Annotated in this window: 24 protein-coding genes, 2 pseudogenes and 1 riboswitch; of the genes and pseudogenes, 8 read left to right on the top strand and 18 right to left on the bottom strand. The window is 58.7% G+C overall.

Annotated features, from left to right (window positions below; all coding sequences use genetic code 11):
• Positions 1 to 6: 6 nt before the first annotated feature.
• Positions 7 to 239, bottom strand: a riboswitch (cobalamin riboswitch).
• A gap of 153 nt (positions 240 to 392) precedes the next feature.
• On the top strand, positions 393 to 977 hold the full coding sequence (locus B0D71_RS11100; RefSeq protein ID WP_103394812.1) for a hypothetical protein: 585 nt from the start codon (positions 393 to 395) through the stop codon (positions 975 to 977).
• A gap of 67 nt (positions 978 to 1,044) precedes the next feature.
• The gene (locus tag B0D71_RS11095; RefSeq protein ID WP_103394811.1) at positions 1,045 to 2,358 is read left to right on the top strand and encodes a PQQ-dependent sugar dehydrogenase; all 1,314 of its coding nucleotides are present in this window, start codon (positions 1,045 to 1,047) and stop codon (positions 2,356 to 2,358) included.
• 24 nt (positions 2,359 to 2,382) lie between these two features.
• Here the strand turns inward: B0D71_RS11095 and B0D71_RS11090 are convergent, their stop codons facing one another.
• The 6 genes from B0D71_RS11090 to B0D71_RS11065 form a co-directional block, all read right to left on the bottom strand.
• The gene (locus tag B0D71_RS11090; protein ID WP_103394810.1) at positions 2,383 to 3,045 is read right to left on the bottom strand and encodes a class I SAM-dependent methyltransferase; all 663 of its coding nucleotides are present in this window, start codon (positions 3,043 to 3,045) and stop codon (positions 2,383 to 2,385) included.
• Positions 3,046 to 3,063: 18 nt separating this feature from the next.
• Positions 3,064 to 3,600: a C40 family peptidase gene (locus tag B0D71_RS11085; RefSeq protein ID WP_103394809.1), complete on the bottom strand. Its 537-nt coding sequence runs from the start codon at positions 3,598 to 3,600 to the stop codon at positions 3,064 to 3,066.
• 165 nt (positions 3,601 to 3,765) lie between these two features.
• On the bottom strand, positions 3,766 to 4,398 hold the full coding sequence (locus B0D71_RS11080) for a C40 family peptidase (protein WP_103394808.1): 633 nt from the start codon (positions 4,396 to 4,398) through the stop codon (positions 3,766 to 3,768).
• A gap of 221 nt (positions 4,399 to 4,619) precedes the next feature.
• Positions 4,620 to 5,324, bottom strand: a complete 705-nt coding sequence (gene hda / locus B0D71_RS11075) for a DnaA regulatory inactivator Hda (protein WP_007898944.1) — start codon at positions 5,322 to 5,324, stop codon at positions 4,620 to 4,622.
• 231 nt (positions 5,325 to 5,555) lie between these two features.
• Complete coding sequence (locus B0D71_RS11070; protein ID WP_103394807.1) at positions 5,556 to 6,629, bottom strand: AI-2E family transporter; 1,074 nt, start codon at positions 6,627 to 6,629, stop codon at positions 5,556 to 5,558.
• A gap of 36 nt (positions 6,630 to 6,665) precedes the next feature.
• Positions 6,666 to 7,718, bottom strand: coding sequence for a DUF2066 domain-containing protein (locus B0D71_RS11065; protein WP_103394806.1), 1,053 nt, complete (start codon positions 7,716 to 7,718; stop codon positions 6,666 to 6,668).
• Positions 7,719 to 8,104: 386 nt separating this feature from the next.
• Between B0D71_RS11065 and purM the strand changes: the two genes are divergently transcribed.
• Genes purM through B0D71_RS11050 form a run of 3 tightly spaced genes read left to right on the top strand, consistent with a single transcriptional unit; the run spans position 8,105 to position 10,535 of the window.
• Positions 8,105 to 9,163, top strand: coding sequence for a phosphoribosylformylglycinamidine cyclo-ligase (gene purM, locus B0D71_RS11060; RefSeq protein WP_103394805.1), 1,059 nt, complete (start codon positions 8,105 to 8,107; stop codon positions 9,161 to 9,163).
• Positions 9,163 to 9,813: a phosphoribosylglycinamide formyltransferase gene (gene purN / locus B0D71_RS11055; protein ID WP_103394804.1), complete on the top strand. Its 651-nt coding sequence runs from the start codon at positions 9,163 to 9,165 to the stop codon at positions 9,811 to 9,813. Before purM ends, purN begins: the two co-directional genes overlap by 1 nt.
• Before the next feature lie 8 nt (positions 9,814 to 9,821).
• Complete coding sequence (locus tag B0D71_RS11050; RefSeq protein ID WP_103394803.1) at positions 9,822 to 10,535, top strand: DUF3108 domain-containing protein; 714 nt, start codon at positions 9,822 to 9,824, stop codon at positions 10,533 to 10,535.
• 53 nt (positions 10,536 to 10,588) lie between these two features.
• Here the strand turns inward: B0D71_RS11050 and B0D71_RS32345 are convergent, their stop codons facing one another.
• Together B0D71_RS32345 and B0D71_RS32340 are read right to left on the bottom strand one after the other, a co-directional pair.
• Positions 10,589 to 11,452, bottom strand: a complete 864-nt coding sequence (locus B0D71_RS32345; RefSeq protein ID WP_420825135.1) for a methyl-accepting chemotaxis protein — start codon at positions 11,450 to 11,452, stop codon at positions 10,589 to 10,591.
• A pseudogene (locus tag B0D71_RS32340) lies at positions 11,444 to 12,214 on the bottom strand (MCP four helix bundle domain-containing protein); the annotation flags it as partial. The pseudogene B0D71_RS32340 and the gene B0D71_RS32345, both read right to left, overlap by 9 nt.
• Positions 12,215 to 12,452: 238 nt before the next feature.
• Here B0D71_RS32340 and B0D71_RS11040 point away from each other — a divergent pair.
• Both B0D71_RS11040 and B0D71_RS11035 read left to right on the top strand, forming a co-directional pair.
• A complete protein-coding gene (locus B0D71_RS11040; protein WP_103394801.1) occupies positions 12,453 to 12,869 on the top strand; it encodes an OsmC family protein in 417 nt (138 codons plus the stop codon).
• 62 nt (positions 12,870 to 12,931) lie between these two features.
• A complete protein-coding gene (locus B0D71_RS11035) occupies positions 12,932 to 13,792 on the top strand; it encodes a pirin family protein (protein ID WP_103394800.1) in 861 nt (286 codons plus the stop codon).
• Between the two features lie 168 nt (positions 13,793 to 13,960).
• Here B0D71_RS11035 and B0D71_RS11030 read toward each other — a convergent pair whose 3' ends face one another.
• The 4 genes and pseudogenes from B0D71_RS11030 to B0D71_RS11015 all read right to left on the bottom strand — a co-directional run bounded on the left by B0D71_RS11030 (position 13,961) and on the right by B0D71_RS11015 (position 17,669).
• A complete protein-coding gene (locus tag B0D71_RS11030; RefSeq protein WP_103394799.1) occupies positions 13,961 to 14,689 on the bottom strand; it encodes a dienelactone hydrolase family protein in 729 nt (242 codons plus the stop codon).
• A gap of 67 nt (positions 14,690 to 14,756) precedes the next feature.
• Positions 14,757 to 16,661: a molecular chaperone HtpG gene (gene htpG / locus B0D71_RS11025; RefSeq protein ID WP_103395258.1), complete on the bottom strand. Its 1,905-nt coding sequence runs from the start codon at positions 16,659 to 16,661 to the stop codon at positions 14,757 to 14,759.
• Between the two features lie 85 nt (positions 16,662 to 16,746).
• Positions 16,747 to 17,196: pseudogene (locus B0D71_RS11020) on the bottom strand (PaaI family thioesterase); the annotation flags it as partial.
• Positions 17,193 to 17,669 carry a PaaI family thioesterase gene (locus tag B0D71_RS11015; protein WP_103394798.1) on the bottom strand — a complete coding sequence of 159 codons (477 nt, stop codon included), beginning with the start codon at positions 17,667 to 17,669 and terminating at the stop codon, positions 17,193 to 17,195. The gene B0D71_RS11015 and the pseudogene B0D71_RS11020, both read right to left, overlap by 4 nt.
• 159 nt (positions 17,670 to 17,828) lie before the next feature.
• Between B0D71_RS11015 and B0D71_RS11010 the strand changes: the two genes are divergently transcribed.
• Positions 17,829 to 18,092: a hypothetical protein gene (locus tag B0D71_RS11010; protein ID WP_102669791.1), complete on the top strand. Its 264-nt coding sequence runs from the start codon at positions 17,829 to 17,831 to the stop codon at positions 18,090 to 18,092.
• 66 nt (positions 18,093 to 18,158) lie between these two features.
• On the opposite strand, the gene B0D71_RS11005 is transcribed toward B0D71_RS11010, so the two are convergent.
• The 6 genes from B0D71_RS11005 to lpdA form a co-directional block, all read right to left on the bottom strand.
• Positions 18,159 to 18,560: an MAPEG family protein gene (locus B0D71_RS11005; protein ID WP_103394797.1), complete on the bottom strand. Its 402-nt coding sequence runs from the start codon at positions 18,558 to 18,560 to the stop codon at positions 18,159 to 18,161.
• Complete coding sequence (locus B0D71_RS11000) at positions 18,560 to 19,297, bottom strand: DUF599 domain-containing protein (RefSeq protein ID WP_103394796.1); 738 nt, start codon at positions 19,295 to 19,297, stop codon at positions 18,560 to 18,562. The genes B0D71_RS11005 and B0D71_RS11000 overlap by 1 nt, the downstream gene beginning before the upstream one ends.
• Positions 19,298 to 19,570: 273 nt before the next feature.
• Positions 19,571 to 20,884, bottom strand: coding sequence for a branched-chain amino acid transport system II carrier protein (gene brnQ / locus B0D71_RS10990; RefSeq protein ID WP_103394794.1), 1,314 nt, complete (start codon positions 20,882 to 20,884; stop codon positions 19,571 to 19,573).
• A 428-nt stretch (positions 20,885 to 21,312) separates the two neighbouring features.
• The gene (gene sucD / locus B0D71_RS10985; protein WP_003223019.1) at positions 21,313 to 22,194 is read right to left on the bottom strand and encodes a succinate--CoA ligase subunit alpha; all 882 of its coding nucleotides are present in this window, start codon (positions 22,192 to 22,194) and stop codon (positions 21,313 to 21,315) included.
• Positions 22,194 to 23,360, bottom strand: a complete 1,167-nt coding sequence (gene sucC / locus B0D71_RS10980; protein ID WP_007919879.1) for an ADP-forming succinate--CoA ligase subunit beta — start codon at positions 23,358 to 23,360, stop codon at positions 22,194 to 22,196. Before sucC ends, sucD begins: the two co-directional genes overlap by 1 nt.
• A 198-nt stretch (positions 23,361 to 23,558) precedes the next feature.
• Positions 23,559 to 24,995 (bottom strand): dihydrolipoyl dehydrogenase, encoded by a 1,437-nt coding sequence (gene lpdA / locus B0D71_RS10975; protein ID WP_103394793.1) that lies wholly within the window; start codon positions 24,993 to 24,995, stop codon positions 23,559 to 23,561.
• Positions 24,996 to 25,000: the final 5 nt, after the last annotated feature.

Genomic DNA, 25,000 nt, shown 5'->3' with positions numbered 1-25,000 from the left:
CCGTGATGCCGCTGGATGAATCAGGCCGGTCTCCGGGCTCATGAGTGGCGCGCGGCCAGACTGTGCGCCTTCCCGCATCGAATCGACACAGTGGCATCACACACAGTTTTCACTCATTTACCGTTGCGGGGGCAGCGCCGGAATTGCAGGCCTTCGACCAACAGAAGGACTCGCTCACCGGCTTCCCTGTTTCACTCTGTCGACCCAAGTCACAGAGCACCTGAAACAAGTCGCGAAGGTTAGAGGGTTGGTGGTGGAGCGTCAATTAAAGCCGGGAGGCCATCTGCCGAATATCGCCCGCCAATCAATAAACTGACGTCAATCTTGTGTCACGCCCTCAGCGATGATATCAAAGAGCCACAACCCCACAACACAATAACAAGGGTGAGCCCATGCAAGGCATGATCATCAGCAATCCAAAGCTGGAATTCCTGCGCCCGGTGCTCGAACGCTGGTTCGAATGCATCGACCGCTATAACACCATCCGCGGCGATGGCGACACACCGTACTGGCACGACGAAAAAGCCAATCTTGGCCTGCTGTCTGCCGCCGCCTGGATGGCCGATATGGTCACACTGCAACAGACGCCCACTCGAAAACAGACCGAAGAAGGCGAACGCAACAGCCGCGCAGACCTGTTCCTCGCCTCGACCGAGACCCGCGCCTACCTCCAAACCAGCCAACGCTGGCCACGCGTCAACAGCCTCAACCTGACCCAGGCCCTGCTCGACATCGCCAGCGATGCGAAGCGCCTGAGCCACGCCAGCGACCTGAAACTCGGCTGCCTGTTCGTCACCCCGCAAAAAGCCCAACAGGGTGCCACGCCGGAAGAACTCCAGGACATGGTCGACGACCTGCAAAAGGAACACAGTTGCGCGGTCGCCTGGTATTTCCCCTACGCCTATCGCAAGTTGCGCAACGAAGCCGGCAACTATCACCCCGGGATTGCCGTGCTGTTCAAGGAGGCTCGCGGCTGAAGGGTTGAACCATCGCACGACAACGCGCCTCTATGATTAGAACAAGGCATTCATAGGGAACATCAGCATGCGCAAGATCCCGCTCGTTCTCGTTATCGCGCTCAGCGGAGGTCTCGCCGCTTGTGGCGAGACCTCCACACTGCAAGTTTCCGATGGCACCGGTCCGTCGCCCCAACTGCCGAACCCCAACAAAACCCTGATCCCGACCCTGAACATCGCCCCGGCTATTGGCTGGCCTCAGGGTGCGAAACCCGTCGCCGCCACGGGCACTCAAGTGGCCGCGTTTGCCGAAGATCTGGACCACCCGCGCTGGCTTTATGTACTCCCCAATGGCGACGTACTGGTGGCGGAAACCAGCGCGCCCCCCAAACCCGAAGACGGCAAAGGCATTCGCGGCTGGGTCATGAAGAAAGTCATGGGGCGTGCCGGATCTACCGTGCCCAGCCCAAACCGCATCACGTTGCTACGGGACAAGGACCACGATGGCATCGCGGAAACCCGCACGGTGTTTGTGCAAAACCTCAACTCGCCCTTCGGCATGACGCTGGTCGGCAATGACCTGTATGTCGCCGACACTGACAGCCTGCTGCGCTTTCACTATGAAAACGGCGATACGCAGATCAAGTCACCACCGATCAAGGTGATCGACCTGCCGGGTGGCCCGCTGAACCATCACTGGACCAAAAACGTCATCGCCAGCAAGGACGGCAGCAAGCTGTACGTCACCGTGGGTTCCAACAGCAACGTCGCCGAAAACGGCATGGACAAGGAAGAAGGTCGCGCAGCGATCTGGGAAGTAGACCGTGCCACCGGCCAGCACCGGATCTTCGCCTCCGGCCTGCGCAACCCTAACGGCATGGCCTGGGAATCCCACACTGGCGTGCTGTGGACCGCCGTCAATGAACGGGATGAAATCGGCAGCGATCTGGTACCGGACTACATCACCTCAGTGAAAGACGGCGCATTCTATGGCTGGCCGTACAGTTACTACGGCCAGCATGTCGATATTCGCGTCGAGCCGCAAAACCCGGACCTGGTGGCCAAGGCGATCGCCCCGGACTACGCCGTCGGCCCGCATACCGCGTCACTGGGCCTGACCTTTGCCGACAACAGCAAGCTGCCGGCACCGTTCACCCAAGGGGCATTCATCGGTCAGCATGGCTCGTGGAACCGCAAGCCCCACAGTGGCTACAAAGTGATTTTCGTGCCGTTCAACGCTGGCAAACCTGCAGGAAAACCGATTGAAGTGCTCAGCGGCTTTCTCAACGACAAGGAACAAGCCATGGGTCGGCCGGTAGGTGTGGTGATCGACCAGCAGGGTGATCTGTTGGTGGCCGATGATGTGGGGAACAAGGTGTGGCGGGTGTCGGCAGTCAAATGAGTCACTTGACCTGTGGGTTTAGCATCAACGTTTGCGGCAGAGAGTGAGCCCGTCACCCAACGGCAACAACGACAGATCCACCCGCGCATCGTCTTTCAAGGCCCGGTTGAGCGCCTGGATCGCCTGGGTGTCCGCGCTCTCGGGGCTGCTCTCAAGCACGCGGCCGCTCCACAAGGTGTTGTCGAACACCGCCAGCCCACCGACCCGCAGCAAACGCAGGGCGTGCTCCAGATAACCGGGATAGTTGGCCTTGTCAGCATCGATGAACACCAGGTCGTATTGCTCGCCCCGCCCTTGTCGCTCAAGCTCGGCGAGGGTTTCCAGCGCCGGGGCCAGACACAAGTCAATCCGCCCCGCGAGCCCCGCCTCCTGCCAGTAGCGCAGCGCGATGGCGTTGTAGTCGCCAGGGATATCACAGCAGACCAACGAACCGTCAGCGGGCAATGCCGCCGCCATGCACAGGGCGCTGTAACCGGTGAAGGTGCCGACTTCGAGCAGGCGCCTGGCGCCCGTCAGCTTGACCAACAAGGCGAGAAATTGCCCCTGTTCCGGCGCCACCTGCCAACGCGCCATCGGCAGCGCCTGGGTCTCGTCGCGCAAACGCTTGAGCAATGGCGTCTCGCGCAGGGAAACATCAAGCAGATATTGGTACAGGGCGTCGTCAAGATTAAGCGTGCGAGCAGTCATGACCAGCAGCTCCGGACGTTACGGGTTGCGCGCCAGATGTTCAGGCTGCAGAACACGTTTGGCGCTCAGATAGGCTTTTTGCCAATAGGTCTTGGACAGACTGTCGAGCTTCACGGTGCCGCCGGTAGCCGGGGCGTGGACGAAGCGTCCTTCTCCCACGTAGATGCCCGCATGACTGACCTGGGAACCGCCGTTTGTGGCGAAGAAAATCAGGTCACCGGTTTGCAGGCCTTCCTTACCCACATTCGCCGCTTGCATGGAGATCATTTCGCGAGTGGTGCGCGGCAAGGCAATACCGGCGACATCGCGGTACACGTAGGCGATCAGACCGCTGCAATCAAATCCGGAATCCGGCGTATTGCCACCCCAGCGATAAGGCGTACCCACCAGACCGAGCGCGCGAAACAGCACGTCTTCCGCTTCGGGCGAAAAAGCTTGCGGGGAGCCGAATACGATGGGAGCGCGAACCACCGGAGCAGGAGGTGGTGTGCGGCTGGCGCAGGCACTGAGCAGCGCTGCGAAGAACATGATTGCGAGGCGGGCCGACGTCGTCATAAGCAGAGCATCCTGATTTGGCTGCGGCTTTTTCTGCCGGGAATACAGAAAAGAAAACCGCCTGCGCGGGACGCAGGCGGTTTGCCATCATTCATACATCAGGATTCTAGCGCTTATATGGCAAACTTCAAGTAAGACTTTAAGTTTGCCTTACAAACTTTGCGCTTATTTACGAGCAGTGACGATTGGCGACGCGGTAGGTGCCATTGCCAGGGCGCGCTTGGCTTCGATGAAGGTTTTGCTCCAGTAGCTGTCGCCCAGGCTATCGATCCGCACGCCACCGCTGCGGCGGCTGCTCGAGTGGATGAACTGATTGTCACCCAGGTAGATCCCGGCGTGACTGACGCGGCCGCGACGACCATTGGTTGCGAAGAACAACAGGTCACCCGGCTCAAGCTTGCTGCGCGAGACCAGCGGAGCGTCCACGTTGATCATTTCGCGGGTAGAGCGTGGCAGGTTCATGCCCGCCTCTTCGCGGAACAGGTAACCGATGAAACCACTGCAATCGAAGCCGGCTTCAGAAGTACCGCCGAAACGGTAACGGGTACCGATCAGGGACATGCCACGTTCGAGGATGCTGTCGGCCAGAACCGGAAGCTGGTAGGACTTGCCGCCAGCGAAGTCTGCGAGTTCTTTTTCGGTAGCCAGCTCTTCCTGAAAGAGAGCGGAAGACTGGGCAGTAGCCGAGTGTTGAACCTGCGGTTGCGGAGTTTGCTGGACCACTGGAGTGTGGGCAGCGCAACCGAACAGCAGGGTGACGAGTGCGAGAGGCACGAGGGGTGCGAAGCGATTTAGCATGGGCACGACCGTGGCTGAAGTTGTAAAGAAGTCGAGACTATGCCCGCTATCGACCTCATTTGCAAATTCAATCAATCTTTTTGTGACTTATTGGTTTCTCGTTTACATCTAAGCGCTTAAGCCCATTTTAAACGTGCACGCGGCCTGCAACCTTGCAGGAAAGCGGGATTTCTGGCGCCTGAATTTTGCCAAAATCGCTAGAAGCCCCGGTTTCAGCGGGTTTACCAGCCGAGGGTTTCTTTCAAAAACGGGATAGTCAGCTTGCGCTGAGCCTGGAGGGAGGCCTGATCGAGACGCTCGAGCAGCTCGAAAAGCGCACTCATGCTGCGGGTACCGCGAGTCAAAATGAAATGCCCCACTTCATCAGTCAGATGCAACCCGCGACGGGATGCGCGCAATTGCAGGGCACGCAATTTGTCCTCATCAGACAGCGGACGCATCTGGAAAATCAAGGCCAGGGTCAGGCGCGACTTCAGATCCGCCAGTTTCACCGGCAATTCTCGAGGGGATGTCGAGGCGGCGATCAGCAACCGTCGGCCGCTGTCGCGCAAGCGATTGAACAGATGGAACAGCGCCTCTTCCCAATCCGCCTTGCCGGCAACCGCCTGCAGATCATCGAGACAGACCAGTTCGTACTGTTCAAGGTTGTCGAGGATTTCGATACCGCGATCCAGCAACTCGGCCAGCGGCAGATACACCGCCGGCTCCCCCAGTTGCTCGAAGCGCAGGCAGGCAGCCTGCAACAGGTGCGTGCGCCCCACCCCGTCCTTGCCCCAGAGATAGATCAGGCTTTCGGTCCACCCGGCGTCGGCTTCGCATAGCCGCTCGACATAGCCAAGTGCAGCGGCATTGGCGCCTGGGTAGTAGTTGATAAAGGTGGCGTCGTCACGCAGACGCACACCTAGGGGCAGCTGAATCGGTTTCATGCTGACTGAACAGTTCCAAAGGAACCGTTAGTGGCCTCTGTGTAAAGTTTGCGAAGTTTATACCCGTGAGCCGGGTCGGCACAATGCGACAGACCACAAGCAAAATCAAAGGTTTGCGTTAATGCACTGGTTTTATGACAGTTTCTTTGGCGGTGCATGTGACAGTTGAACGATGCAGGCAGGCTGACCCGGCGCGAACCCGGGTAACCCGCCATCACCCCTCGACGCCCCTTACCGCTCCGGTTCGTCGCCCCCACCGTAGATTTCAGAATCCTTATACAAATCATGCATATGCCGCACCAGCACCATGATCACCGCCGCGACCGGCAATGCCAGTAGTACACCGGTAAAGCCAAACAGCTCACCACCGGCCAGAATCGAGAAAATCACCGCCACCGGGTGCAGACCAATCCGGTCCCCCACCAGCAACGGCGTCAGCACCATCCCCTCCAACGCTTGGCCGACCATGAATACCGCGACAATACCGAGCATCGGGTAAAGATCGCCGCCGAACTGGAACAGCCCCGCAATCAGCGCCGCGCCAATGCCAATGATAAACCCCATGTAGGGCACGATCGCCGCCAGACCGGCAATCACGCCAATCAACAAGCCCAGCTCCAGCCCGACGAGCATCAGGCCGGCTGCGTAGATCACCCCCAAGGCCACCATCACCAGCAACTGCCCGCGAACGAACGCTCCCAGCACTTCATGGCACTCACCCGCCAGCGACACCGCACGCTCTTCACGCTCACGGGGCAGCAGGCCGCGGATCTTGGCCATCACCAGGTCCCAATCGCGCAGCAAGTAGAAGCTCACCACCGGAATCAACACCAGATTTGCCAGCCAGCCGATCAACGCCAGCCCCGAGGCAGTGGCATGACTCAGTACCACGCCGACCACATCGGTGGTCTGACTCATGTGCTCGCTGATGGCTGCCTTCAGCTTGTCGAACTTCCAGAAACCGTCCGACAGGCCGAACTTCGATTGCGCCCAGGGCAACGCCGTGTGCTGTATCCAGTCGAGCATCTGCGGAGCCAACTCATATAAACGAAACAGCTGCCTGGCGAGCAGCGGCACCAATACCAGCAGCAGCGCGGTAAAGATCAAGGTAAATAGCGTAAACACCGCCACTACACCCCAGGTTCGAGACAAACCCGCCGCCTCCAGTCGATCCACCAGCGGGTCGAACAGGTAGGCCAACAGCAGGGCCACCAGAAACGGCGTCAGGATCGGATGCAACAACCAGACAAACCCACAAAGCAGAACCACTCCACCGAGCCAGAACCAACGCCGCGTATCGGCCATGAACCACTCCATTGCTTCTATATAAAGAAAGAAAAACTACCAGCGAAAACGCAGCTGCGGCGTCGGGGCCGGCACCGGGGCTGGTACCGCACCTCCGGCGGCGGGTTGAACCGGCACTGCCAGAGCCGGAGCCTGACCCGCTGGCGCTTCCTGCAACCTCGCCAGCGAAAGTTGTGCACGCAGCTGATCGGCGCTGCCATTGACCCGATAGACGATCCGGTCGCCATCGACACTTTGCACACGCCCGCCAAATGGCTCCAGCAAGCGCCCAAGGGAAGCGTAATGCTCAAGATTCATGCCTTGCACTTCCAGCAATTGCGCACTGGAAGCACCGGGCTTGGCGACGAACCGCGGCGCCAGGCGCTCGTTGACCGCCAGCATCACCGCATCGGCCACGGCGGCCTGATCAGCGCCCTGCACACTGCCGGCCTCTTTTTTGTCCCCCAGCCACAATTGCCACTTGGCTTGCCACTGCCCACCCTCTTCCTTGGCGTGTACCGCGAGCAAGGCGTCGGCGTTGTAACGTTCCGAAGCCGCATGCAACGGCGCGGGATCTGCGCCCTCCAGATTTGGCGCAGTGGCGACGATCTGCTCGTTCAGGTCCGCCAGCGGCAAACGCAATGGCAAACCACGGTGCTGCGCAGCCCGCCGCAGCGGTGCGGCACTGGCCTGGCCATCGCCCACCAGGCTTGAACCCTCGGCGGAATCATTCAGCCACCAGCCGAGGATCGACGGCCGATTGGCCCCCCACATGGCCAGGCCGGCGCGGCGCAAAGCCTGCTCGGTGGTGCCTGGATCGAAATCGACTTTCAGAACTTCCGGTGGCCCGGCATCAAAGCCGTATTGGCTGATGATCTGCTGCGGATCTTTGCGAATCGCTGCCAGCCCCGGACTTTGTGCCGCCTTGGGGTCACCGGTCAGGCGCAACACCAAGGTGTCCAACGCACGTTGAGTCGCCTGATCGCGCTCCTCGGGTGACTGGCCACTCACCGGCTCGCGTACCTGATACAGGCCTTTGACGGTTTCGGCATGACTGACCAGGCTGACCACGGACAAACAACTCACAAGCAAGAATTTACAAAAACGCATGGAAGATTCCTGACGACAAGAGCGGCTGGAACAGACCGCATGAAGACGATCGAGCAAGGTTGTGACCATTGCCCGACGCAAAACATTCACACGTCCCGGGTAAGTTTTCGCACTGTCATAACGATAGACCGTTAATCGCGATACCTTATACAGCCATGCAGGATGCCACCAACACCGCGCATCAACGGTTTTTTTTGAGCAGATATGGCCCTGCTGTCGGCCTGAGGATGGCCGCTGCGGCTCAAGCCTGATAAAATCGCGCGCCTTCGCAGACCGGCAACAGCCGGGTAGTGTCCGAATAGCGCGCATGGTTCTCGCCTACGCAGTTTCGGCGCTCCCGACGGACTCGGTCGTTACCCAGAAATCCCCCCCTAAAGGCCTGGATCATGAGCAAGCAACCCTCCCTGAGCTACAAGGACGCCGGTGTAGACATCGACGCCGGCGAAGCATTGGTCGAACGCATCAAGAGCGTCGCCAAGCGCACTGCGCGCCCGGAAGTCATGGGCGGCCTGGGCGGTTTCGGCGCCCTCTGCGAAATCCCGGCCGGCTACAAGCAGCCTGTGCTGGTTTCCGGCACTGACGGCGTCGGCACCAAACTGCGCCTGGCACTGAACCTGAACAAGCACGACAGCATCGGCATCGACCTGGTTGCCATGTGCGTCAACGACCTGGTGGTGTGCGGCGCCGAGCCGCTGTTCTTCCTCGACTACTATGCCACCGGCAAACTGAACGTCGACACCGCTGCCCAGGTGGTGACCGGCATCGGCGCTGGCTGCGAACTGTCGGGTTGCTCCTTGGTCGGCGGCGAAACCGCTGAAATGCCAGGCATGTACGAAGGCGAAGACTACGACCTGGCCGGCTTCTGCGTCGGCGTCGTGGAAAAATCCGAAATCATCGACGGTTCCAAGGTTGCTGCTGGCGATGCCCTGCTCGCCCTGCCGTCTTCCGGCCCGCACTCCAACGGCTACTCGCTGATCCGCAAGATCATCGAAGTATCCGGTGCCGACATCGAAAACATCCAGCTCGACGGCAAGCCGCTGACCGATCTGCTGATGGCCCCGACCCGCATCTACGTGAAGCCGCTGCTCAAGCTGATCAAGGAAACCGGCGCTGTCAAAGCCATGGCCCACATCACCGGTGGCGGCCTGCTGGACAACATCCCGCGCGTTCTGCCAAAAGGCGCGCAAGCCGTGGTTGACGTGGCCAGCTGGAACCGCCCGGCAGTGTTCGACTGGCTGCAAGAGAAAGGCAACGTTGACGAGAACGAAATGCACCGCGTGCTGAACTGCGGCGTTGGCATGGTCATCTGCGTTGCTCAAGAGCACGTTGAAACCGCGCTGAATGTACTGCGTGAAGCCGGCGAGCAGCCTTGGGTCATCGGTCAGATCGCCACCGCTGCCGAAGGCGCGGCCCAGGTAGAACTGAAGAACCTTAAGGCTCATTAATGTCCGCAACCTGTGATGTGGTGGTGCTGTTGTCCGGCACCGGCAGTAACTTGCAGGCCCTGATCGACAGCACGCGGACCGGCGACAGCCCGGTCCGCATCGCTGCGGTGATTTCCAACCGCGCCGACGCCTACGGCCTGCAACGCGCCAGGGACGCGGGCATCGACACCCGCACCCTGGATCACAAGGCTTTCGAAGGTCGCGAGGCCTTCGACGCCGCGCTGATCGAACTGATCGACGCCTTCAACCCAAAACTCGTGGTACTGGCCGGATTCATGCGCATTCTCAGCGCTGGCTTCGTGCGCCACTACCAGGGTCGCCTGCTCAATATCCATCCCTCGCTGCTACCAAAATACAAAGGGTTACACACTCATCAGCGCGCGCTGGAGGCCGGCGACGCCGAGCACGGCTGCTCCGTGCATTTCGTCACCGAGGAACTCGATGGCGGGCCACTGGTCGTACAGGCTGTAATACCGGTAGAGTTGCAGGATTCGCCGCAGAGTCTGGCGCAGCGGGTCCATGTTCAGGAACACCTGATCTACCCGATGGCCGTACGCTGGTTTGCCGAAGGTCGTCTGGCCCTCAGCGAGCAAGGTGCTTTACTGGATGGACAGCTACTCGCGGCCAGCGGCCACTTGATTCGAAACTAGGAGATTTTATGCGTCGCGCCCTGCTCTTCGCTTGCGCTCTGCTCGCCTTGCCCTTCGCACAGGCGACAGAACTTCAACCCTTCTCCGCCAGCTACACCGCCGACTGGAAACAGCTGCCCATGAGTGGCACTGCCGAGCGCAGCCTCGAAAAAACCAGCGACGGCAAATGGAAGTTGAGTTTCAAGGCGTCGATGATGATCGCCAGCCTGTCCGAGGAAAGCACCCTGACCCTGGACAAGGACACGCTGCTTCCAGAGTCGTATCACTTTGAACGTGGCGGCTTGGGCAAGGCCAAGAAATCGGACCTGGATTTCGACTGGAACACCAAGATGATCACCGGCACCGATCGCGGTGACGCCGTCAAGCTCCCCCTCAACCGTGGCATGGTCGACAAATCCACCTACCAACTGGCGCTGCAACACGATGTCGCCGCTGGCAAGAAGACCATGAGCTATCAAGTGGTCGATGGCGGCGAAGTCGACACCTATGACTTCCGCGTGTTGGGTTCGGAAAAAGTCGATACCAAGGCTGGCCAGATCGATGCGATCAAGGTTGAGCGCGTACGCGACCCGACGCAAAGCAAACGCATCACTGTGATGTGGTTCGCCAAGGACTGGGATTACCTGCTGGTCCGCCTGCAACAGGTCGAAACCGACGGCAAGGAGTACAACATCATGCTCCTGGACGGCAAGGTCAATGGTAAGACGGTCAAAGGCAGCTGATCCGGATCGATACAAAAAGCCCCGCAGTCGCGGGGCTTTTTTTCGCCTGTCATTCAGACCGAAAACCGTGCCACCAACGTATTCAGGTCTACCGCCAAGCGCGATAACTCCTGACTTGCCGCACTGGTCTGGTTGGCTCCGGCCGAGCTCTGTTGCGCCAGGTCACGGATGTTCATCAAGTTGCGATCCACCTCCCGCGCCACTGCCGCCTGTTCCTCCGAGGCGCTGGCAATCACGATGTTGCGCTCATTGATCACGGTGAATGCCGAGGCGATATCTTCCAAGGCAGCGCCCGCCGCTTTGGCCGCTTCCAGCGTCGAGCGTGCCCGGGTGTTGCTCTGCTGCATCGAGCTGACAGCCAGATCGGTTCCCTGCTGGATACCGGTAATCATCTGCTCGATTTCCCGGGTCGATTGCTGGGTGCGATGCGCCAGGGCCCGCACCTCATCGGCCACCACCGCAAACCCGCGCCCGGCTTCCCCGGCTCGCGCGGCTTCGATTGCCGCGTTCAAGGCCAGCAAGTTGGTCTGCTCGGCAATCGCACGAATCACGTCCAGCACGGTAGTGATGCCGTACACCTTCTGCGCCAGGTCTTCGACCTGAGTGACGTTGGTGGTGACGTCTGCAGCCAGCGACTCGATCGACAGCACCGTCTGGTGCACCTGTTCGCGACCGTGCCGGGCAATGCGGTCGGACTCGCGCGATGCTTGCGACGTTGCCGCGGCATTGCTCGCCACTTCCTCCACGGCGGCGGTCATCTGGTTGACCGCCGTGGCCGCCTGCTCGATCTCCAGGCTTTGCTGATGCAAGCCGCGAGTGGCGTCTTCCGTGACGCAACCGAGTTCCTCCGAAGCCGAGGCCAATTGACTAGAGGAATCGGATATACGCCGGATGGTTTCACGCAAATTCTGTTGCATGCTCTTGAGTGCGTGCAGCAGCCGCGCTGGTTCATCCTTGCCGGAAATGCTGATCGCTGCCGTGAGGTCGCCGCCCGCTACCACCTCGGCCACTTTCAACGACTGCGACAGCGGCAACACGATGCTACGGGTCAGCAGCAGTGCCAGGCCAATGGTTATCAGCGCGGTCACACCAATCATCACCCCGACCCAGATCCGCGACTGGTTGAATACCAGGCGTCCCGCTTCGGTTGCCAGATTGGCGTTGTGCCGGTTGAGTTCGACCAGCTCCCTGAGAGTGACCGCGATCTCATCGGCCAACGGATTCATTTCACCGTTGAGGATGGCTGCAGCCTCTTCCACCCGCCCCTGGGTTGCCTGGGCCATCACCTGAGTCTGAAACTGCAGATACTTGCCCTCGGCAGCCTTGAACCGATCGAACAATACGCGCTCCTGCGGCAGCACGATCAGCTTGTCGTAGCGTTGCTGGGCCTCTTCGAGAACACTTTTGAGTTCGTTGATCTTGTTGACGTTCTGCGCCTGCGCCTGTAACTCGCGATTGATCAGCAGACGCATGGTCAATGCCCGCAGCCGCAGCATATCTTGGCTCATATCCCCGACCGCCATCACACTGGGTAGCCAGTTGTCATCGACCTGATCGGACTGCGTCCGCATGTTCGACATTTGCAGCAGGGCGAACGCCCCCAGGCCAAAAACCATCAACGCCAACAGGCCAAAACCGAGACTCGCGCGCGGCGCAATATTGAGACTTCTGATACTCATTCCCCTGGTTCCTTCCAAAAGCGCTGCGTCAGGCAGCTGGTTCTTTAGACGGTATCGGACTGTTGAAAATTTGTGTAAGACGAAAAAGTGATATCAAAACACCATTACTGTTACGGTAACGATTCAGCGAAAAGCCCCACCGGTACAAGAAAACTGGAACGCACATCCGGCACCATGCTCTATACCTTCAAGGTCTTTTTTTGATCGAATTAATGTCCTGTTGCTTGCGAGGTTTGCCATGACCGTTACCGTCAATACTGTCTCCGCCGAAGGTTTGCGCCACAGCGTACAAATCGATGACCATGAACTCTTCGCCGACGCGCCCGTCACCGCAGGTGGAGAAGGCTCGGCGCCGGAACCGCACGATTATTTCGATGCGGCGCTGGGTGCCTGCAAAGCCCTGACTCTGAAAATGTATGCGAGGAAGAAGGACATCCCGTTGACCGGAGTCGGCGTCGAGGTCAAGCGCGACAACAGCCTGGAACAGAAAGGCCAGTACGCGCTTCACGTCAAACTGACCCTCAAGGGCGTACTCACTGACGCCCAGCGCGAAGAATTGCACCGCGTGGCCGATCGTTGCCCGATCCACAAGCTGATGACCACGTCTGAAGTCAGCATCGAAACGCATTTGTCCGAAGGCGCGTTCAGCCAATAGCGGCAAGGGCTGCGCAAGCGGGTTATGCTCGAACGCATCACCCGCTCAGCCTGGAACGCACCATGAACACTCCGCTCGTGATCCGCCCCCGCACCGAAGATGTCGAAGGCCAACCGATTCTGCGCCCATTGCCATCCGCCAAGTGCCGCAGCGTCGGGCCATTCGTGTTTTTCGACCACATGCTGGAAACCCGTTACCCACCGGGTAAAGGCATGAACATTCGCCAGCATCCGCATATTGGCCTGTCCACCCTCACCTACTTGTTCCAGGGGCAGATCCAGCACAAGGACAGCCTCGGTTCCGATCAAGTGGTTGGGACTGGCGATGTCAGCTGGATGACGGCCGGCAGCGCCATCGCCCACGTCGAACGTACGCCCGAGGCCCTGAAAGATAGCGGTTTCACGATGCACGGCTTGCAGATCTGGCTGGCATCGCCCAAGGACAAAGAACAAGGACCGGGGCATTACAGCCACCACCCGGCGTCCACCTTGCCGGTCAGCGACAACCTGGGGGTGAAGATTCGCATGATTGCCGGGTCAGGCTTTTGCCTGGATTCGCCAGTGCCGGTGCTGTCTCCTACGCTGTACGCGGAGTTGCACCTGCAAACGGCGACGACATTGCTCATCCCCACCGAGCATGAAGAACGTGCACTGTATGTGTTGAGCGGTGAGATGCAACTGGATGGCGAGCCGCTGGAGCCGCTTTCGCTGGTGGTGCTGCCTGCCGGGGAAGAAATGACCCTGTTTGCTGAAAGCGACAGTCACGCCGTGTTGTTTGGCGGTGCTGCGCTGGACGGGCCACGGCGGATCAACTGGAATTTTGTCGCAAGCGATCCGGCGGCAATTGATGAAGCACGCCGGCGCTGGGCGGCCGGGGACTGGCCGACGGTGCCGGGGGAAAGTGAGCGGATCGAGCTACCTTAAGTTCTGTATTGCCTGCCAGGCCGCCATCGCCGGCAAGCCGGCTCCTACAAGGGAATAGTGTCATACACATTATTCGCCAACGACTCGGTTAACTGTAGGATCTGGCTTGCCAGCGATGGCGGCCCCGAGAACGCCATCGCCGGCAAGCCGGCTCCTACAGGTTTGTTATCAACCCTTGAACACTTCATCCAGCAGATTGTGCATCGACGTGAACGCCCGAGTGGCAATCTTCGCGTCATACATCATCATGCCCGGCACGTTGGCGTGCGGGTCGGTGAACGAGTGGAACGCACCGCCGTAGCTCAGCAACTGCCAGTCGACACCGGCCGTATTCATTTCATCCTCGAACGCTGGCAACTGTTCCTTCGGCACCAATGGATCGGAGGCGCCGTGCAGTACCAGTACCTTACCCTTGATGTTTTTCGCATCAGCCGGGTTCGGCGTGTCCAGCGTACCGTGGAACGACACCGCAGCCTTCACTGGCGCGCCGGTACGGGCAAACTCCAGAGCGCAGCAACCGCCGAAGCAGAAACCGTAGGTCGCCAGCTTCGATGTATCGACTGCCGCCTCGCCTTGACTCTGCAACTGCTCGAACGCCACTTGCATGCGCTTGCGCAGCAACGCACGGTCATTCTTCAACGGCATCATCGCCGCGCCCGCCTCATCATTGTTCGTCGGACGAACCGATTGACCATAAAGGTCTGCGATCAGTACCACATAGCCCTTGGCTGCCACAGACTTGGCGATCTCCTCGGCACCGGCGCTGACGCCCATCCAGTTCGGCGCCATCAACAAACCCGGGCGCGGACCTTTATGGTCGGCATCGAAGGCCAGACGGCTTTCGTAAGCCTGGCCGTCAATCTGATAGGCGACGGAACGTACAGTGATTTGGCTCATTTCTGACTCCTGATTGTTGAACACCAGAATGAAAAAACCCGCCGAAGCGGGTTTTCTTGCAACGCAGTTAAGCCGATAGCTCAACCAATAGCTTGTTCAGACGGCGCACATAGGCCGCCGGGTCTTTCAAGCTGTCGCCGGCCGCCAGGGCCGCCTGATCGAAGAGGATGTGCGACAGGTCGCCGAAGCGCTCGTCGCTCTGCTCGTTGTCGAGTTTCTCGATCAGCGGGTGAGCCGGGTTGAACTCGAAGATCGGCTTCGAGTCCGGAACCTTCTGACCGCTGGCTTCCAGAATCTGGCGCATCTGCAAACCCAGGTCCTGCTCGCCGATGGCCAGGATTGCTGGCGAATCGGTCAGACGATGGGAGACCCGAACTTCCGCAACGGATTCGCCCAGCGCGGCCTTCAGACGCTCAACCAAACCTTCTTTGGCCTTGGCGACTTCTTCCGCGGCTTTCTTGTCCTCTTCGGAGTCCAGGTTGCCCAGGTCCAGGTCACCGCGCGCCACGTCAACGAAGCTCTTGCCGTCGAAGTCGCTGAGATAGCTCATCAGCCACTCGTCGATGCGATCGGTCAACAGCAACACTTCGATGCCTTTCTTGCGGAAGACTTCCAGGTGCGGGCTGTTTTTGACTTGTGCGTAGGTTTCTCCGGTCAGGTAGTAGATCTTGTCCTGACCTTCCTTGACGCGCGCCAGGTACTCGGCCAGGCCGACGATCTGCTCGCCATCGTCGCCGTTGGTCGATGCGAAACGCAGCAGACCGGCGATTTTTTCCTTGTTGGCGAAATCTTCTGCCGGGCCTTCTTTCATGACCTGACCGAAGTTTTTCCAGAAGCCCTTGTATTGCTCAGGCTCGTTCTTCGCCAGTTTTTCCAGCATGTCCAGAACGCGCTTGGTCAGCGCCGACTTCATGGAATCGATGATCGGGTCTTTCTGCAGGATTTCCCGCGACACGTTCAGCGACAGGTCATTGGAGTCGACCACGCCTTTGATGAAGCGCAGGTACAGAGGCAGGAAGGACTCAGCCTGATCCATGACGAACACACGCTGCACGTACAGCTTCAGGCCTTTGGGCGCTTCACGCTGGTACAGATCGAACGGAGCTCGGGTCGGCACGTACAGCAGCGAGCTGTATTCCAGCTTGCCTTCGACCTTGTTGTGGCTCCAGCTCAGCGGGTTTTCGAAATCGTGAGCGATGTGTTTGTAGAACTCCTGGTATTCCTCGTCCTTGATCTCGGTACGCGGACGGGTCCACAGAGCGCTGGCGCGGTTGACGGTTTCCCATTCAACAGCCGGCTTCTCTTCGCCTTCAGCGGCTGCCACTTCTTTCGGCAGCTCGATCGGCAAGGCGATGTGGTCGGAGTACTTCTTGATGATGTTGCGCAGGCGCCAGCCATCGGCAAATTCGTCTTCGCCGGATTTCAGGTGCAGGACGATGCGAGTGCCGCGTTCGGCCTTGTCGATGGTCGCAACTTCGAAATCACCTTCGCCCTTGGACGACCAGTGCACGCCTTCGCTGGCAGAGGCGCCAGCACGACGGCTATAAACGTCGACTTTGTCAGCGACGATGAATGCGGAGTAGAAACCGACACCGAACTGGCCGATCAGGTGCGAGTCTTTCTTCTGGTCGCCGGTCAGGTGCTTCATGAAATCGGCGGTGCCGGACTTGGCGATGGTACCCAGGTGGGTGATCGCGTCTTCGCGGCTCATGCCGATACCGTTGTCTTCGAGGGTGACGGTTTTAGCGTCCTTGTCGAAGCTCACGCGGATTTTCAGTTCGGCGCCACCTTCCAGCAACTCTGGCTTGGCCAGGGCTTCGAAACGTAATTTGTCGACAGCGTCAGAGGCGTTCGAGATCAATTCGCGAAGGAAAATTTCCTTGTTGGAATACAGCGAATGGATCATGAGGTGCAGCAGTTGCTTCACCTCGGTCTGGAAGCCCAGGGTTTCCTTTTGAGTTTCCACACTCATGGTCATCAAACTCCAATCAGATGGCATTGGCCGTGACCTTGAGCGGTCGGCGGCGGGTTGTCATCTGAGTTTGGGGCTGAGTTCTGGATTTCAAGGGCTCTTCGAGTTTGAAATGGGCACGGGCAGTGGCAATGGGCTCGGCTTCGGTGCTTTGCCAGGCGGTAATTGCCACGTTGGCGACCCGGCGACCCTGGCGCCAGACCTGGCATCGGGCCCAGGTATCGCGAAACTGCCCGGCACGCAGGTAGTCCAGAGAGAAGTCGATAATCTTCGGCACCCCGGGCGACCCGGTAAACACCAACAGGTGCATCGCGGCGGCCAATTCCATGAAACCGGCGATCACACCGCCATGAATGGCCGGTAACAAAGGGTTACCAATGTTGTCCTTGTTCGCTGGCAGCTTGAACAGCAACTCATCGCCCACCCGTGAACATTCGACGCCGATCAGCCGCGCATAGGGAATCAAATCCAGCAGCGAGGCGTAATCGCCCTGCTCGTGGGCCTTTTGCAGTTGGTCCTTCAAAGACTCGCTCATTGCGCCCCTCCGGCTACCACGCCACCAAAGCCCTTGGTGCCTTTGATGCCCTTGCCCATGCGCATGAAAGTGCCCATGACATGGGCAATGGGTTGCCCGGGGTCGTCCTGATAGGCGAAGCCACGGGCAAAAATCACGTCGGTGGTGACCCGATAGCACTGGGCAAAGCCGTAGACATCCTTATGTGGCTCGGCGGCGTGCATGTAGTCGATGCGCAGGTCGAGGGTCGGGCAGACTTCGAACTCCGGGAGTACGCAGAGGGTCGCCATGCCACAGGCCGTGTCCATCAACGAGGTCAGGGCTCCACCATGAATCACGCCGGTTTCGGGATTGCCGACGATCTGCGGGCTGTACGGCAGCACAATCGTCAGCCCTTCGCTGCTGGCGCTGTGAACGCTTAGTCCAAGTACCTGACAATGTCGCAGCGCCGACAGAAAGCGCATCGCACGCTCAAAAATGGGGTTTTCAGCCATTTGATAAACACTCTTGTTTATACCCATACAGCGCGTTGGCGGATCGGGTAAAAGTTCCGCATTAGAATAAAACTTATATATCTGAAAGAATTAAGGAACTTAACCCTGATGCGTGGGTTCTTAAGGCCAGTAGATGCTTTTCATCAGGAGAAATACCCCATGCGTAAGACTTTAGCTATTGCCTTGATGTTGACCGCTTCCCTCGGTCTCGCTGCCTGCGATAAAAAATCCGAGGACAAAGCTCAAGATGCTGCCAAACATGCTGAGCAAGCTCAGCAAGACATGAGCAAAGCTCAGGATAAAGTGAACGACGCCGCGAAAGAAAACGCCGAAGCTGCCAAAGATCAGGCTGAATCGAACGCGGAAGCGGCAAAAGAGGCTGCTCCGGCCGCTCCAGCCGCTCCGGAAGCACCTAAGAACTAATACGGTTTTTAGCGTGGCAAAAGAAAACCCGCCAAGTGCGGGTTTTCTTTTGTCCTTAAAAAACGGTTAGAGCAAAATCGTTCTAAAAGTCGGACTAATCATCAGCAACATCGAACAGATAAATCCCACCAGCCAAACCAGGCTGCGTTGCCAGGTCAGGTCTTTCCAGTAACACGCCAGATAAATGATCCGCGAGATCACAAAGATGATCGCGAGCAAATCGATGAGCCAACCGGCCGTCTGCGTGGTATGCGCCATCAACACACCCACCGCAAACAATATGAATGCTTCGAAACTATTCTGATGCGCCGCCAGAGCCCGGGCCCCCAGGCCCGTGAGTTGCGTCTGCTGTTGGCGCGGCAAGTGGTTATCGTAGCCGCCCAGCTCTTTCATGGCGGTGGTCACGGGCATGCGCGCCAGGTAAATCAACACCGCACTGATAAACACGCACCAGAATGGAATACTCATCAAGCAGCCTCTTTGATCGACTCCGGCAATGGCGCCTCTGTAGGGGTATAGACCATCACGTCGAGAACGTCGGAATGAAACTCGCGGCGGTACAACACAAACACCACGCCAGCACTCATCAACATGAATAACCATGGGCTGACAAACCAGGCCAGCATGGTCATGCCGAAGTAGTAGGAACGCAGCCCGAAGTTGAACTGGTTGGCGGCCATGGAGATGACACGGGCTGCGCGGGCAGCAAAGGCTTTACGCTCTTGCTCGGACACAAGACGCTCACCGACCATTGGCGCCGAACCCACCAGTACCGCCGCAAAGTTGTACTGGCGCATGCACCAACTGAATGTGAAGAACGCATAGACAAACACCAGCGCCAGGCACAGCAACTTGATTTCCGACATGCCTTGGGACGCCTGTTGCACCATCGGGATATCCGCCAGCAACGATACCGCCCGCTCCGAAGCCCCCAGCACCGTGAGAATACCGGCCAGGATAATCAATGTACTGGAGGCAAAGAACGAAGCATTGCGCTCCAGGTTACCAATCACGCTGGCATCGGCGATACGGTTGTCGCGCAACAGCATGCGGCGCATCCAGTCCTCGCGATACAGGTGCAGCACACTGGCCAGGCACGCAGTGTCACGGCCTTTCCAGGTGGCATAGCGGGTGTACCCGCCCCAGCAGATGACGAACCAGATAGCGGCAAGAATGTGGATCAGGTTGGCGTGGATGAACGACATGCAGGTCCTTGTGATGGAGTGGTGGAACACCGTCCCCCTGTAGGAGCGAGCTTGCTCGCGAAGAACCTGAGAGCAACGCGTTTATCCAGAAAATACGTGCCATGATTCGCGTCCTTCGCGAGCAAGCTCGCTCCTACAAGGGGGTTGCGCAGTCTTTCGACGTTAGCGCAGAAGAAAAGACACCGCATCACCCCATAAAAAAATGCCCCGTATCGATTGATACGGGGCATTTCTGTTTTGTTCACAGGCCCGCTTGTGACGGACCGGTAAAGCTTAAGCCAGCGCTTCTTCGCGCTTGCCCAGCATACGATCGCAGACAACGGCAACCACCAGCGTCATCACCGACGGCACCAACCAGGCCAGACCCTGCTCGCTCAGCGGCAGGTGTGCCAGTTGCGTCGGCATCCAGTCCGCCAGACCGGCCCCCTTCAGGGCGTCGATCAGACCGAAGATGAACGACACCAGCATCACTGGACCGACGATGCGACCTTGCTCATGCCAGAAGTCCTTGCAGAAGCTCAGGGCCACCAAGGCGATGCACGGCGGGTAGATCGCGGTCAGTACCGGGATCGAGAACGCAATCAGCTTGGTCAGGCCCAGGTTGGACACCACCAGGGAAAATGCCGCGAGGATGATCACCAGCGTCTTGTAGGACAGTGGCAGCACCCGGCTGAAGTACTCGGCGCAGGCACAGGTCAGGCCGACCGCGGTCACCAGGCACGCCAGCGAAATCAGCACAGCCAGGAAACCGCTGCCCAACGAACCGAAGGTATGCTGCACGTAAGCGTGCAATACCGCCGCGCCATTGGTAGCGCCAGCGGCCACTTCATGGCTGCCCGAACCGAGGCGGAACAGGCTGACATACACCAGTGCCAGGCCCACGCCGGCGATCAGGCCAGCGATGATCGCATAGCGAGTGATCAGGGCTGGCGACTCGACGCCGCGGGAACGGATGGCGTTGACGATGACGATACCGAACACCAGGGCGCCCAGGGTATCCATGGTCAGGTAACCGTTGATGAAGCCCTGGGAAAACGGTGCAGCCACGTACTCAGGGGTTGCATGACCAATGTCACCGGCCGGCAAGGCGAATGCGGCGATACCCAGCACGGCCAGGGCAATGATCTTCAGCGGAGCGAGGAAGCGCCCTACGGTATCCAGCAAACGGCCCGGATACAGCGAGATGAAGAACACCAGCAGGAAGTAAACCGAGCTGTACAGGAACAGCGCCAGCGGGCTCTCACCGGTCAGTGGCGCCAGGCCCACTTCGAACGAAACCGTCGCGGTACGCGGCGTCGCGAATAGCGGCCCCACGGCCAGATAGCACGCTGCCGCCAACAGGCCGCCTGCCACTTTACCGATCGGGCTGCTCAATGCATCCATTGCACCACCGACCTTGGCCAGGGCTACAACGGTGATCACCGGCAGACCGACCGCGGTGACCAGGAAACCCAGCGCCGCCATCCAGACATTAGGCCCGGACTGCAAACCGACGATAGGCGGGAAGATGATGTTGCCAGCCCCAACGAACAGGGCAAACGTCATAAAACCAAGTGCCAGGATGTCCTGGCCTTTCAACACTTTCATTAAGGAAATACCACACTACTGAATCGGAATTTAGAGAGGGACTTCCCTATGGGTGAGGGAAATGCTGTCAGTCCGTATGGGACTGACCCGTTTAGCGCGTTGCTGCCTTGTGGGCGGCGGACGCAAAAATGGCGCGTATCCTAACGAATTTGGCCTATAAACGCACTGTTAGAGGGCGAACATTCCGATCTACGACATTTTCGTGTCGCGTTTATGCATGTAAATGGTTGGTGCCTGTAACTCCGTCATCGCGAGCAAGCTCGCTCTCAAAGTTTTTGCGGTGTGAATCAAATCGAATGTGCACTACAAATCCCTGTGGGAGCGAGCTTGCTCGTGATGGCGTCCGCACGGTCAACACAAATCCCGGAAACGACAAAGGCCACCCGAAGGTGGCCTTTGTTTGGTGAAGCGTCAGCTAAGCGCGAGGCTTACTTGACAGCCCAACCAGTCAGCTCGGCCAAGGCCTTGCCGATGTCTGCCAGCGAACGCACGGTTTTGACGCCTGCGTCTTGCAGAGCAGCGAATTTCTCGTCTGCAGTGCCTTTGCCGCCAGAGATGATTGCGCCAGCATGGCCCATGCGCTTGCCCGGAGGAGCAGTCACACCAGCGATGTAGGAAACAACTGGCTTGGTCACGTGTGCCTTGATGTAGGCAGCCGCTTCTTCTTCAGCCGAACCGCCGATCTCACCGATCATTACGATCGCTTCGGTCTTCGGGTCTTCCTGGAACAGCTTCAGGATGTCGATGAAGTTCGAACCCGGGATCGGGTCACCACCGATGCCGACGCAAGTCGACTGACCGAAACCGGCGTCAGTAGTCTGCTTAACAGCTTCGTAGGTCAGGGTGCCGGAACGGGAAACGATACCGACCTTGCCTGGCAAGTGAATGTGACCTGGCATGATGCCGATCTTGCATTCGCCTGGGGTGATCACGCCTGGGCAGTTAGGGCCGATCAGGGTAACACCCAGCTCGTCGCACTTAACTTTAGCGTCCAGCATGTCCAGGGTAGGAATGCCTTCGGTGATGCAGACGATCAGCTTGATGCCGCCGAAAGCCGCTTCCAGGATCGAGTCTTTGCAGAAAGGAGCCGGAACGTAGATCACGCTGGCGGTAGCGCCAGTGGCAGCTACTGCGTCTTTAACGGTGTTGAACACTGGCAGGCCCAGGTGTTCGGTGCCGCCTTTGCCCGGAGTTACACCACCAACCATCTTGGTGCCGTACTCAATGGCTTGCTGGGTGTGGAAACTACCTTGCGAACCGGTAATGCCCTGGCAGATAACTTTGGTGTCTTTATTGATCAGGACGCTCATTATTTGCCCTCCGCAGCTTTGACAACTTGTTGAGCAGCGTCGGTCAGGCTGGTAGCAGCGATGATGTTCAAACCGCTTTCTGCCAGTACTTTAGCGCCCAGCTCAGCGTTGTTGCCTTCAAGGCGAACAACAACCGGGATTTTCACGCCGACTTCTTTCACTGCACCGATGATGCCTTCGGCAATCATGTCGCAACGAACGATGCCGCCGAAGATGTTGACCAGTACTGCAGCGACGTTAGTGTCGGACAGGATGATCTTGAACGCTTCGGTAACGCGTTCCTTGGTAGCACCGCCGCCCACGTCGAGGAAGTTGGCTGGCTTGCCGCCATGCAGGTTGACGATGTCCATGGTACCCATGGCCAGGCCAGCACCGTTGACCATGCAACCGATGTTGCCTTCCAGCGCTACGTAGTTCAGTTCGAACTTGGCAGCGTGCGCTTCGCGCGGATCGTCTTGCGACGGATCGTGGAAAGTCTTCAGCTTAGGCTGACGGTACATGGCGTTGGCGTCGATGTTGATCTTGGCGTCCAGGCAGTGCAGATCGCCGTCAGCCTTGATCACCAGCGGGTTCACTTCCAGCAGGGCCAGGTCGTGATCCTTGAACAGCTTGGCCAGACCTACGAAGATCTTGGCGAACTGAGCAACTTGCTTGCCTTCCAGACCCAGCTGGAATGCCAGCTCGCGACCCTGAAATGGCTGAGCGCCAACCAGTGGATCGATAGTGGCTTTCAGAATTTTTTCTGGAGTGTCGTGAGCGATTTTCTCGATGTCCACGCCACCTTCGGTGGAAGCCATGAACACGATGCGACGGCTCGAACGGTCAACGACAGCGCCCAGGTACAGCTCTTTAGCGATATCAGTGCACGATTCAACCAGGATCTTGGTGACTGGCTGACCATTGGCGTCAGTCTGGTAAGTCACCAGACGCTTGCCCAGCCACTGCTGTGCGAAGGCTTTGGCGTCTTCTTTGCTGCGAACCAGCTTTACGCCGCCCGCTTTACCGCGACCACCGGCGTGGACCTGGGCTTTGACAACCCACTCGCTGCCGCCGATTTTGTCGCAAGCTTCTGCTGCTGCTTCCGGGGTGTCTACCGCGTAACCGGTGGAAACTGGCAGGCCGTACTCAGCGAACAGCTGCTTACCCTGATACTCGTGAAGATTCATGCTTATTACCGTCTTCGTTAGGTACTGCGCATTCGGTGCTGCACTCATTCAAGTGCCGCACCACCTGTGACTGCTGCTTGCATAGCTTTTCCGGATACCCGGTGCAGCTATGCAAGACTGCGTCCAGCGGATATTCCGCGGTGAGTCTTGCATGCAAGGCTCACGACGGGCCAAACCGCCGTGGTTTCTTATTATGTCTTAACGCTTCTTGCGGTTGGCGATGTGAATGGCGCCGCCATTCACTGCCAGAGCAGCTTCGTGCAAGGCTTCAGACAGGGTCGGATGGGAGAAAACCATCATGCCCAGGTCTTCAGCGCTGGTGCCGAATTCCATACCGATCGCGCCCTGCTGAACCAGTTCGGCAGCGCTTGGGCCAATCACGTGGACGCCCAGTACGCGGTCTGTCTTGGCATCTGCGATGACCTTGACGAAACCACCGGTGTCGTTGGCAGCCATGGCACGGCCGGAGGCTGCGAACGGGAAGGTGCCGACGTTAACTTCAACGCCTTCAGCTTTCAAGGCCTGCTCGGTTTTACCAACCCACGCGATTTCCGGGTGAGTATAAATAACCGAAGGGATCAAATCATAGTTCATCTGGGCCTTGTGGCCCTTGATGCGCTCGACAACCATAATGCCCTCTTCCGAGGCCTTGTGTGCCAGCATCATGCCGCGAACCACGTCGCCGATGGCGTAGACGCCCGGCACGGTGGTGGCGCAGTGATCATCAACGTGCACGAAACCGCGCTCGTCCAGGGTCACGCCGCAGTCGGCAGCCAACAGATCAGTGGTCACCGGACGGCGACCAACGGCTACGATCAGCTTGTCGAAAGTGATGTTCTGTTCGCCGTTGGCATCGGTGTAGTTCACCACGACTTCGTCGCCGTTCACTTTGGAACCGGTCACGCGAGCGCCCAGCTTGATGTCCAGACCCTGTTTGGTCAGGGTTTTCAGCGCTTCCTTGGAAACAGCTGCGTCAGCGGCCATCAGGAAGGTGTCCAGGGCTTCCAGTACAGTCACTTCTGCACCCAGACGCGACCAGACCGAACCCAGTTCCAGACCGATCACGCCAGCGCCGATCACGCCCAGACGCTTAGGTACGGTCTGGAACTCCAGTGCGCCAGTCGAATCGACGATCACATTCTGGTCGACCGGAGCCGGTGGAATGTCGATCGGACGCGAACCTGGCGCCAGGATGACGTTCTCGGCCTGGATGATTTCTACCGAGCCGTCTGGCTTGGTGACTTCAACTTGCTTGCCGGCCAGCAGCTTGCCGTGACCCTCAATGGAAGTCACACCGTTGGCTTTGAACAGGGTCGCAACGCCAGAGGTCAGGCCTTTGACGATGGTGGCCTTGCGGCCAACCATTGCTGGCACGTCCATGGTCACGCCAGCGTGGTTGATACCGTGGATCGCGAAGCCTTCTTTGGCTTCCTTGTACTTCCAGGAGCTGTCCAGCAGCGCCTTGGATGGAATGCAGCCGACGTTCAGGCAAGTACCGCCCAGAGCCAGTTTGCCTTCCTTGTCGGTGTACTTCTCGATGCAGGCAGTGCTGAGGCCCAGCTGAGCGGCCTTGATGGCAGCCACGTAACCGCCAGGGCCCGCGCCGATCACTACTACGTCAAATTTCTGCGACATTCAAA

Source organism: Pseudomonas laurylsulfativorans, from assembly GCF_002906155.1.
GTDB lineage: Bacteria > Pseudomonadota > Gammaproteobacteria > Pseudomonadales > Pseudomonadaceae > Aquipseudomonas > Aquipseudomonas laurylsulfativorans.
This window is presented reverse-complemented; position numbering and strand designations above follow the sequence as displayed.